This window comes from Micromonospora sp. NPDC023633, from assembly GCF_040640035.1.
Classification (GTDB): domain Bacteria; phylum Actinomycetota; class Actinomycetes; order Mycobacteriales; family Micromonosporaceae; genus Micromonospora.
This window is the reverse complement of sequence record NZ_JBFABB010000175.1, coordinates 1-10,780: the sequence shown is the minus strand read 5'-3', so window position 1 is coordinate 10,780 and position 10,780 is coordinate 1. Positions and strand designations below refer to the sequence as shown.

The 10,780-nt window shown below is 73.8% G+C and carries 8 protein-coding genes; 5 read left to right on the top strand and 3 right to left on the bottom strand.

Features of this window, described 5'->3' with window-relative positions; genetic code table 11:
• A partial coding sequence (locus AB0G13_RS31760) for a sensor histidine kinase (RefSeq protein ID WP_357882416.1) occupies positions 1-2,701 on the bottom strand: 2,701 nt, incomplete at its 3' end.
• A gap of 446 nt (positions 2,702-3,147) precedes the next feature.
• On the opposite strand from AB0G13_RS31760, the gene AB0G13_RS31755 reads away from it, so the two are divergent.
• Entirely contained in the window at positions 3,148-4,323 is a 1,176-nt protein-coding gene (locus AB0G13_RS31755) for a penicillin-binding protein activator (protein ID WP_357882413.1), read from the top strand.
• A 54-nt stretch (positions 4,324-4,377) separates the two neighbouring features.
• Here the strand turns inward: AB0G13_RS31755 and AB0G13_RS31750 are convergent, their stop codons facing one another.
• Positions 4,378-5,217, bottom strand: a complete 840-nt coding sequence (locus AB0G13_RS31750; RefSeq protein ID WP_357882422.1) for an ABC transporter permease — start codon at positions 5,215-5,217, stop codon at positions 4,378-4,380.
• A gap of 117 nt (positions 5,218-5,334) precedes the next feature.
• Positions 5,335-6,360 (bottom strand): ABC transporter substrate-binding protein, encoded by a 1,026-nt coding sequence (locus AB0G13_RS31745; RefSeq protein WP_357882410.1) that lies wholly within the window; start codon positions 6,358-6,360, stop codon positions 5,335-5,337.
• A gap of 265 nt (positions 6,361-6,625) precedes the next feature.
• Here AB0G13_RS31745 and AB0G13_RS31740 point away from each other — a divergent pair, with 265 nt between their 5' ends.
• The 4 genes from AB0G13_RS31740 to AB0G13_RS31725 all read left to right on the top strand — a co-directional run.
• Positions 6,626-7,411, top strand: a complete 786-nt coding sequence (locus AB0G13_RS31740) for an ABC transporter ATP-binding protein (protein ID WP_357882407.1) — start codon at positions 6,626-6,628, stop codon at positions 7,409-7,411.
• Positions 7,412-7,413: 2 nt separating this feature from the next.
• Entirely contained in the window at positions 7,414-8,364 is a 951-nt protein-coding gene (locus AB0G13_RS31735; protein ID WP_357882419.1) for an LLM class F420-dependent oxidoreductase, read from the top strand.
• Entirely contained in the window at positions 8,361-8,663 is a 303-nt protein-coding gene (locus AB0G13_RS31730) for a cupin (protein WP_088998381.1), read from the top strand. Before AB0G13_RS31735 ends, AB0G13_RS31730 begins: the two co-directional genes overlap by 4 nt.
• Before the next feature lie 75 nt (positions 8,664-8,738).
• Positions 8,739-10,780, top strand: a 2,042-nt coding sequence (locus AB0G13_RS31725) for a hypothetical protein (protein WP_357882404.1), incomplete at its 3' end; no start/stop codon positions are given.

Genomic DNA, 10,780 nt, shown 5'->3' with positions numbered 1-10,780 from the left:
CCGACTGGGCGGCGGCCGGCGTCCCGGCGGCCGGTGCTCCGGCGCTCGGCGCTCCGGCGGCCTGCTGCGCCGCGGGCGACTGGCTGAAGTCCGGACGGGTGAAGATGGCCGTGGCGTCGTTACCGTGCGACCGGAACCACACCGCCTCCATCTCCCGGAAGATCGGTGCCTCGGCCGGCAGCTCGGCGCGCGGGGTGATCGGCGCGGCGGGGGCGGGCGGGGCCGTGGCGGCCAGGCTGGCCCCGAGGCCGCGGCCGGTGCCCGGGTCGCTGCCGAAGCCGGCGGCCGATCCGGCCAGCCCCGCCGACAGCCCGGCGGTGGCCGGGGAGCCGGCGATCGGGCCGACCGGCAGGACCGGCGCGCCCGGCGCCTGGGCCTCCCCGCCGCCGGGAACGCGCTTGGGCAGCGCGTCGACCGTGGGGTACGCGACGGTCGGCGTACCGACCGAGGCGCCTCCGCCGGCGAAGGCCGGCCGGGCCGGGGGCGCCGCCGGGGCGGCCGGCTGCGCCGACGTCAGGCCACCGGCCTGCACCGGGGGCGCGGTGTCGCGCGCCTGCTCCGGGGCCTGCCACGGCGCCGGGGCGGCGGAGCGCCACTGGTCGGTGAGGGTGGCGGAGGCGGTACGCCCCGCGCCGACGGCCGGCTCGGCGAGGCCGGCCGGGGTGAGCGGGTTCTGCTCGACCGCGAGCGGCTGCCGGGGCCGGGTGATCTGCTGGTCCCGGCTGTGCACGGCCGGCAGCACCACCGTCGCGGCGGGCAGCGTCACCTGGGCGACCGTGCCGCCCTCGACGTTGCGGCGCAGCTCCACCCGGATGCCGTAGCGGGAGGCCAGGCGGCTGACCACGGCCAGACCCATCAGCCGGAACGCCGCGACGTCGACGCTCGGCGGGGCGGCCAGTCGCCGGTTGAGCGAGTCGAGCTGGTCGTCGGTCAGGCCGAGGCCCCGGTCCTCGACCTGGATCAGGACGTAGTCCCGGATCCGCCGGCCGTCGGCGACCACGGTGGTGGTCGGCGGCGAGAAGCGGGTGGCGTTGTCGAGCAGCTCGGCGACGAGCCGGACCACGTCGTTGACCGCGTGCGCGGCCACCGAGATGTCGGTGTCGACGGTGCCGAACTCGATCCGGTTGTAGAGCTCCACCTCGGACTGGGCGGCCCGCAGCACGTCCACCAGGAGGGCGTCGTCGCGGCGCGGCACGGCCGAGTCGGCGCCGGCCAGGACGAGCAGGTTCTCGTCGTTGCGGCGCATCCGGGTGGCCAGGTGGTCCAGCTCGAAGAGCTGCGCGAGCCGCTTCGGGTCCTCCTCGCCGCGCTCGATCGCGTCGAGCTCGCCGATCATGCGGTCGACCAGGGTCTGACTGCGCCGGGCCAGGTTGAGGAACATCGCCGAGACGCTGGTACGCAGCGCGGCCTGCTCGGCCGCCACGCGGACCGCCTCGCGGTGCACGACGTTGAAGGCGAGCGCCACCTGGCCCACCTCGTCGCGGTTGTTGAGCTTGATCGGGTCGCGTACCTGCCGGACGATTTCCTCGACACCGCCGTCGCCGACGTTGCCGACGTTCTGCAGCCGCTTCACCGCGTCCGGCAGGTCGTGGTTCGCCACCGAGAGGGCGCCCTCACGCAGCCGGCGCAGCGAGTGGTTGAGCGAGCGGGCCAGCACCACGGCGAGGGTCACCGCGACGATGAGGGTCAGCAGCACCAGCCCCGTCTCGATGAAGGCCTGCCGGATGACGTCCGACCGGGCCTGGTCGGCCTGGCTGAGCAGGCGGTCCTGGAGCCGGATCTCCGCCCACCGCATCAGGTCGTTGACCGCGCCGATGGCGGCGGTGGCGTCCTGGGCGGTGACCAGCGAGCTCTGCCCGACCGAGCGGGTGATGTCGGCGGCCACCCGGTCGGCGAGGGTGACCGCGTCGCCGGAGACCGTGCTGTCGACCAGGGCGCGCTGGGTCGGGTCGGCGGCCAGGGAGAAGGCGACCAGCGCCTCCTGCTGGCTGGTCAGCGTCGCCACGAAGGAGGAGAACTGCTCCTCGTCGAGTTGGCCGGCGACGAGGGCGGTGAAGACGACCGACTGCTCCTCGGCGACGGCCGCCTTGGCGCGGGCGAACGCGGCGACCGCGCGCCGGGCGTCCGCGAGCCGCTCGTCGCCGGGCAGCTGGGCCAGCCCGTCGCCGTACGCGACCAGGTCGGTGATGATGACCCCGTAGCGGAGCGTCGCCTCGGCGACGGCCATCTGCTGGCGGTCCAGCACCTCCTGCCGGGTGCCGGCGAGCGTCTCCAGGTGCTCGTCGATGGTCGCGAGCCGCTCCTGCACGGCGGTCGGCACCTGGCCGACGCGTCCGCGCTCCGCCCGGTACGCCTCGACCCGCGCGTCGGTGCTGCGCACCCGCAGGTTGTAGGCGTCGGCCTTCTGCTGCGGCGTCGCCAGGAAGGCGGCGGCGGCCATCCGCTCGGCGTGCAGGTCCTGCGTCAGCGCGGAGACGTCGACGGAGAGCGCGGTCAGCGCGCGGGCCTGGTTGGCGTCGAAGGTGTTCTCACCGACGGCGACGAGTCGGACCGTGGCCAGCGCGAGCACCGCGGCGACCGGCACGACCAGGATCAGGGCGAGCTTGGAGCGGATCCGCACGTCGCGGAGCCGGGGCAGCCGACGCCGCTTCGGCTGATCGGTGTCGCCACTCGCGGGCAGGGTCGTCGGTCCGGTGCTCACGACATCGCCTCCGTCGTTTCTTCCACGCCTGCCCCGCCGACTCGCGCCCGGTGCAGCGGACTGCGCCACACGCGGCACGGCCGCGATTTCATCAGAAGCGATCCTGTTTGGGAAGTCGCGGCGGGGTAGGAAACGGTCGGAGGGCTCGCATCCCGTGATCCGGTCAACTAATACCTTCAATTCTCCATGCCCGTGAACAGGGCATGTAACTCCAGGGTGGTCATCCGTGTCGTATTAGTAAGCGTTCGCAAACTTCCCGTTGCCCCACCATGTGGGATACGCGTCCCGAAACGCTTCGGACGCTCCGCTTGACCGCAGGGGCCCGGCGTTGGCAAGGTTTTGCAGGCTTCGCGCACACCGTACGGCAGACCGATCCCGTTCCTCTACTGAGGACGGACAACCCGGCGGTGACCGGGCACCGCCCGGGCCGCATCTGGAGGACTGAGTTGACCCCCATCCGCTCCGCGAGCGCCGCGGCGCTCGCATCGGCCGTGTTGGCCACCACGCTCACCGGCTGCCAGTTCGGGGCGGACGAGCAGGACACCAGTCCCATCGTCATCGCCGCCGACCTCGAGCTCTCCGGCGCGGCGGCGCCCGCCGGCAAGGCGTACCAGCGGGCGCTGGAACTGAAGGTCGAGCAGCTGAACTCCTCCGGCGCGCTCAACGGCCGGAAGGTCGAGCTGCGGGTGAAGGACAACCGGTCGGACGCGAGCGAGTCGCTGCGCAACATCGGTGACTTCAGCAACGATTCCCAAGTCAGCGGGATCATCATGGGTGGCTGCAACGAATGCGCCGTCGGCGCCGTACGCACCATCAACGAGAAGCGAATTCCCACCATTGCGCTCGCCGCGTCCAGCGCCGTGTCCAGTCCGGTCGCCGAACGACGGTACGTGTTCAAGCTCTCTCCGAACGCGACCGACAGCGCCGCCGCCCTCGCCGCGGAGATGCGCCGCAAGGGCGTACGCAAGGCGGGCGTGCTGCACAGCGAGGACGCCTACGGCCGCGAGGGGTTGACCGCGCTGCGCGCCGAGTTCGCGAAGGCCGGCATCAAGCTGCTGCGCGAGGAGGCGGTGCGTACCACCGACACCGAGGTCGGCCAGCAGGTCCGGAACCTGACCGCGAAGAAGGTGGACGCGCTGGTCGTCTGGACCACGGCCGAGCAGGCGACGCTCGCCGCCACCGCCGCGCAGCAGGCCAAGTTCGAGGGCGCCCTCTTCTTCGACGCGGCAACGGCCGGTGACCTCTTCCTCGGCTCCCGGGCGGCCGAACGCGCCACGCTGGTCTTCACCCAGACCATGGTGATCGACGACGTCATCGCCACCACCCCGGCGAAGGCCGCCCGCCGGCAGTGGTTCCAGGACTACACCGCCCGCTTCGGCGGCTACAACGGCTCCTCCTCGTTCGCCGCCGACGCGGTGCAGCTCATCACCGACGCCGAACTGCGCTCGGGCGGCGAGCCCGGCCAGGTCGACCGCGACGGCATCCGGGACGTGCTGGAGACGACCCAGTTGGACGGTCTCTCCGGACCAATCCGGATGACGCCGGACAACCACTCCGGGCTGATGCCCCAGGCCCTCACCACCCTGGTCGCGCGCAACGGGCGCTGGCGCCTCGCGGGTTGACCGGCGGTGTGGCCCGCCGCACCCGGCGGGCCACACCATCGGCTGGCACGCAGGTCAGCGGGCCGAGGTCGTGGCGCGCACCCACGGCAGGGCGAAGCGCTCGACCAGGGACAGTGCGCTGTAGAGCAGGATGCTCATCAGCGCGACCAGCACGATCGCCGCCCAGGCGGTCGCGGTGTCCCCGATGCCGTTGTACTGCAGGATCTGGTAGCCCAGCCCCGGCTTGTCCGAGTAGAACTCCCCGATCACCGCGCCGATCGCGGCCAGCGGCATCGCCACCTTGAGCCCGACGAAGATCTGCGGCAGCGCGGCGGGGAAGCGCACCTTGCGGAACGCCTGCCACCACGAGGCGTTCAGCGACCGGGCCAGCTCGGCCAGGTCGTTGGGGGTGGTGGTGAGCCCGGTCGCCGTGGAGAGCACGATCGGGAAGAAGCAGAGCAGGAACACCATGGTCAGGATCGGCTTCGCACCCCAGCCGACCGAGACCACCAGCAGCGGGCCCAGGGCGATCTTCGGCACCGCGTTGACCGCCACCAGCAGTGGCGCGAACATCCGCTCGACGCGCCGGGACCCGGCCAGGGCCATCCCGATCAGCACCCCGGCCACCGCCGACAGCAGGAAGCCGACCACGGTCATCGTGGTGGTGACCCCCAGCGCCGGCATCAGCACGTCGCTTCCCGCGGCCATCGCCTTCCACACCGCCTGCGGCGGAGGCAGCGACACCGGGTGCACCAGCTCCAGACCCGACGTGACCAGCCACCAGGCGGCCAGCGTGATCACGGCGCCGAGCAGCGGCAGCCCGACGGCCGCCGGACGTACGCCGGATCGGCGCGCGGACGCGGGCCGTGGCGCGCCGGCGCCCGCGGGCTCCGTCCCGGTGTCGCCGGGCCGGATACCGGTCGTCTCCGTCACGGGTTCTCCTCTCCTGCCGGCCGGGCCGGCACGCGACGGGGGTACGGCCCCCGGGTCACCCCGGGTGGACCGCACCCCCGTGCTCACGGTCGGCGTACGTCAGGCCTTCGGCGCGAGGCTGAAGTCGATGACCTGGTCGGGGGTGATGTTCTGCTTGAGCGCGCCGGCGCCCTGCAGGATCGCGATGCTCTTGGCGACCCGGCCGCTGTCCAGGGTGCCGAGCTGGGTGCCGGAGTTGTTGGAGCGCACGTAGCCGGCCATCAGCTGGAGCTCGGCGGCGGCCGCGGCGGGGTTCGCGGCGTCGACGTTCTTCTTCAGCAGCTCGCCCGCCTCCTGCGGGTTGGTCAGCGCGTAGTCCAGGCCCTTCATCAGGGCCGCGGTGAACCGCTTGACCATCTCCGGCTTCTCCTTCGCGAGCTTGGCGGAGGTGATCAGCACGTTGCCGTAGAGGTCCTGCATCACGTTGCTGTACGGCAGCATGACGGCCTTCTGCTTGGTCACCGTCTCGATGGTGGGCTGGCCGACGACGAACTGGCCGATGCCGTCCACCGTGCCGGAGCCGAGCATGCCCATCAGGTCCTGGGCCTGGCCGTTGACCCAGGTCACCTTGCTCGCGTCCACGCCGGCCATCCGGGCGTACGTCGGGAAGAGGTTGCGGACGACGGAGCTCTGGGTGTCGGCGAGCTTCTTGCCCTCCAGGTCCTTCGGCGACGCGATGCCCTTGCCCTCGACGGTGGCGATGGCGGCCATGGTGCGCTGCTGGATCGCCGCCACCGCGACGAAGTCCTTGGCCTGGCCGTTGCCGAGCTGGAGCAGACCGCCGGTGAGGTCGATCGGGCCGAACTGGGCCTGACCGCCGACGATCGTCTGGATCACCGAGCCGGTGCCCTGGCCCGGCTTGATGTCGACGTCGAACCCGGCCTCCTTGAAGAAGCCCTTCTCCTTTGCGACCCAGGCGTAGGAGTCACGGCCGAAGTTGCCGAACGAGGTGAGGTAGGTCACCTTCTCCAACGCCCCGCCGCTGCCGCCCTTGGCGCCGGAGTCCGAGTCGCCGCTGCACCCGGAGACCAGGGCGAGGGCGGTGGCCAGCGCAGCGGCAGCGACCGTACGGGTCAGCCTTCTCATCAGTGCACCATGTCCTTTCCGACCGGAGCGGCGCGCCGCCGCCGGAGGGGGTTGTTCGGCGCGCCGGCGGAGGGGTATGCCGGCACGTCGTCGTGAGGGGACTAATCGCGGGCACAGCGTACGAGAAAGCGCCCTTCGTGACGCCAGGCCGTATGGGTTTCGTTACGGAAAAAACCTCGCGTCCACCCCGGACGACGTAAAGTCCACACGAGGCGGTTACCCTGGGCCGCGACTGCTGATCGCCGACTCAGGGAGGCCGCCGGAGATGATCCAGCTTTCCGGGGTGTCCCGTACCTTCGACGGCCGCAGCGGCCGCGTCGAGGCGCTGCGCGGCATCGACCTCGACGTGGCGACGGGTGAGTTCGTCGCCGTGCTCGGCCGCTCCGGGTGCGGCAAGTCCACGCTGCTGCGCCTGATCGCCGGCCTGCTCCCGGTCAGCGAGGGCCGGATCACCGTGGCCGGTACGCCGATCACCAAGCCGCGCCCGGACATCGCGATGCTCTTCCAGCGGCCGGCCCTGCTCCCCTGGCGCACGGTGCTGGACAACGTCCTGCTCCCGGTGGAGATGTTCGGCTGGAAGCGGGCCAAGCACCGCGACCGGGCCCGGGAACTGCTGGACCTCGCCGGACTGGGCGGCTTCGAGAAGCGGCTGCCGCACGAACTCTCCGGCGGCATGCAGCAGCGGGTCTCGCTGTGCCGGTCGCTGATCGGCGAGCCCCGGGTGATGCTGATGGACGAGCCGTTCTCCGCGCTCGACGCGCTCACCCGCGAGGAGCTTTCCGGCGAGCTGCAACGCGTGCACATGACGTCCGGGGCCACCGTCGTCTTCGTCACCCACTCGATCGACGAGGCGGTGCTGCTGGCCGACCGGGTGGTCGTGCTCAGCCCCCGGCCCGGCCGGATCCGCAAGGTGGTCGACGTGAACATCCCGCGACCGCGCACCCTCGGCCGCAACGCACACCTGGCGGACGTCGCCCGGGTCAGCGCCGACCTGCACGAACTCCTCATGGAACGGGACCTGCCGGCGACAGCCGGCGCGGAGGGACGATGAGCATGCGGGTCACCGTCTTCACGGAGCCGCACCGGGGCGCCAGCTACGACGACCAGCTCCGCTTCGCCCGGCTGGCCGAGGACGGCGGCTTCGAGGGCTTCCTCCGCGCCGATCACTACCAGGCGATGGGGGACGAGCCGGCGCTGCCCGGCCCGACCGACGCCTGGCTGACGCTGGCCGCGCTGGCCCGGGAGACCAGCCGGATCCGGCTCGGCACCCTGGTCACCTCCGCCACCTTCCGGCTGCCCGGCCCGCTGGCCGTGATGGTGGCCCAGGTGGACCAGATGAGCGGCGGCCGGGTCGAACTCGGCATCGGCGCCGGCTGGTACGAGCGGGAGCACACCTCCTACGGCATCCCGTTCCCCCGCGTCGGCGAGCGCTTCGACCGGCTGGCCGAGCAGCTGGAGATCCTCACCGGACTGTGGGGGACGCCGCCGGGTGAGACGTACAGCTTCACCGGCGAGCACTACCGGCTGCTGGACGCCCCCGCGCTGCCGAAGCCGGTGCAGGTGCCCGGCCCGCCGATCATCGTCGGCGGTCGCGGCCCGAAGCGCACCCCCGAACTCGCCGCCCGGTACGCCGACGAGTTCAACATGCCGTTCAAAACCGTCGCGGAGACCGCCGCCGCGTACAAGCGGGTGCGGGAGGCCTGCGACCGGGCCGGCCGGGCCGAGTCGGGACGCGCCCCGCTCACCCTCTCCGCCGGGCTCGTGGTGGCGATCGGCCGCACCGACGCCGAGGCGCACCGCCGTGCCGCCCCGCTGCACGTCAAGAGCGCGCTGCCGCCGGAGGACCCGGTGGTCGGCTCGCCCGCGCAGCTCGTGGACCGGATCGGCGAGTTCGCCGCGATCGGCGCCACCCGGGTGCACCTGCGGCTGATCGACTTCGCCGACCTCGACCACCTGGAGCTCATCGCCGCCGAGGTGCTCCCCCGACTGGCCGGAACCCGATGACCGACGCGCACCTTGAACTCGGCCCGGTGGGCCAGGAGATCGTGTACGAGAACGACCGGGTCCGGGTCTGGCACATCCGCCTGGAGCCGGGTGAGCGGCAGCCGCTGCACCGGCACGACCACCCGTACCTCGTGGTGGCGATCCAGGGGGCGAAGAACGTCGTGCAGACGATCGACGGCACCCTCATCGACGCCGACGAGCCGACCGGCGGGGTGGTCTACCGGGACCCGGGCGCCGTCCACATGCTGACCAACGTCGGCGACACGACGTACCTGGCCCGGCTGGTCGAGCTGAAGTAACCGCTGGCCGGCGGGTCGCCCCCGCTCGCGGCGCGCCGGTGGCGGCCTGGTCAACAGGTGCGTAACGTGCCGGACATGGCCTTTCGGACCTGGGGCAGACTGCTGCTCACCGCGCTCGGGGTGAGCCTGCTGGTCGGGGCCGGTCAGCTCGGCATCGCCTTCGGCTTCGGCATCGTCCGGCTCACCGGCACCTTCACCGGCGCCACCGTCAACCAGTGGCCGGCCCAGCTCGTCTGGGCGGGCTGGTTCGCGGCGAACGCCGCCGTGGTGGGCGCGGTGCTCACCGAGCGTCTGGCCCGCCGGGACGGAGGGCTGGTCGGCACCGGGCGCCTTCTCGCCGTCGCCGGCGCCGCCGCGCTGGGCGCCACCGTCGTCGCGCCGCTCTGCATGCAGCCGGCCCGGGCGGCCGAACTCGTCTCGGTGGACCCGGTCTGGGCCGTCGGCATCTGCGCGGTCCTCGGTGCGCTGGTCGGTGCGGGCGCCGCCCTCGCCGTACTGCTCCAGCCGCCGGTGGGATGGAACATGGCCGCCGTCGCGGGCACGATCTGGCTGCTGGCCCTGATCTCGGTGACGCCGTCGCTGTTCTCCACCGGGCCGCTGGACACCGTACGACTGGGGGTACTGGAGCCGGCGTCGCTCGACGCCGACGCGGCGCAGCGGCTGGCCCTGGTGGTCCTGCCGTTGGTGGCGCTGCTGGCCGGCGCGGCGACCGGCGGGCTGGCCCGGTGGCGCGGCCACCCGCCGCTGGTCAGCGGCGCGACGGGGGTGGCGGGCCCGGTGCTGGTCGCCTTCGCCTACCTGACCGCCGGCCCGGGCGACAGCGGCGACCGCTACCAACTCACGCCGTACTACGCGGCGCTGCTCGCGGTGGCCGCCGGCGCGCTCGGATCGGCCGCAGCCGCGCTGCTGCGCTGGCCGCTCGTCACGCGCACCGCGCCCACCGGAGCCATCGAGCCGACCGACATCCTCCGCCCACTGCCCACCGGCCCAGCGCTGCCGCAGACCCCGGCGCCCGCCAACGGCGACGAGCCGGAGACGGTCGACCTGGCCGGCGCCACCCTGGCCGTCGCCGAACCGGCCGGCGGTACGGGCTCCGGCGCGGCCACCGCCGCCGGCGACGCCCCGGTGCCCCGGGCCGTGCCCCCGCACTGGGACTGGCCCGCTCAGGGAGGAACCGTCCCGGCTCCCGCCGCCGACGCCCCAGCGGATCCGCGGTGGACGGCCGGGTCGCCGGCCGACAACCCGCCCGCAGCCGACCGCCCGGCCGGACCGGACCCCGCCCCCACGCCCGGCGGCGCCGACGACCACGCCCCGGCGGCCCTGACCGTCCCGGCCACCCCCGCCGCCGCCGAAGCGGCACCGACCGGGCAGGCGACGCCCGCCGCGCAGCCCGCCGGGGAGCCGGCTCCCGCAGGACGGCCGACCGAAGGCGCGACGCCCTCGGTACAGCCGGCCGAGGCGGCGGCACCCGCCGGAGAGCCGGCCACCGGCCCGACGCCCTCGGTACAGCCGGCCGAGGGGCCGACGCACGCCGAACAGCCGGTGGGAGCGGCCGTGGGACAGCAGCCCGCCCCGGGCGCGCCCAAGCCCCGCCGCACCCGCAAGCCCCGGTCGCCGCGCCAGCCTGCCGCCGTGGCACCGGAGAGTGTCGACCCGACGCCGGCCGCCGTGACACCGGAGAGTGTCGACCCGACGCCTGCCGCCGTGACACCGGAAGATGTCGACCCGACGCCCGCCGCGCCGGGCGCTCCCGCGACCGGGGCGACCGCGCCGCTCACGGCGGTGCCGCCGGCATCCCCGGAGACCTCCGCCGCCTCCGGATCGGCACCGGGCATTCCGACCGCCGAGCCCGCCACCACGACCAGCCCGACCGGGACCGGAGCCCAGCCCGGCACGACGACCGGTGCCGAGCCGGACGCCACGACCAGAGCCGAGCCCGGTGCCACGACCAGAGCCGAGCCCGGTGCCACGACCGGAGCCGAGCCCGGCCCGGCGACCGGAGCCGAGCCGGGCACCACGGCCGGAGGGGGTTCCGGCGCGCCGGGGTCGGACGGCAGCGGCCCCCGCGCGGTGCCGCTCTTCGCGGCGGCCGGCGGGTCGGCGCCCGGTCGGGCCGC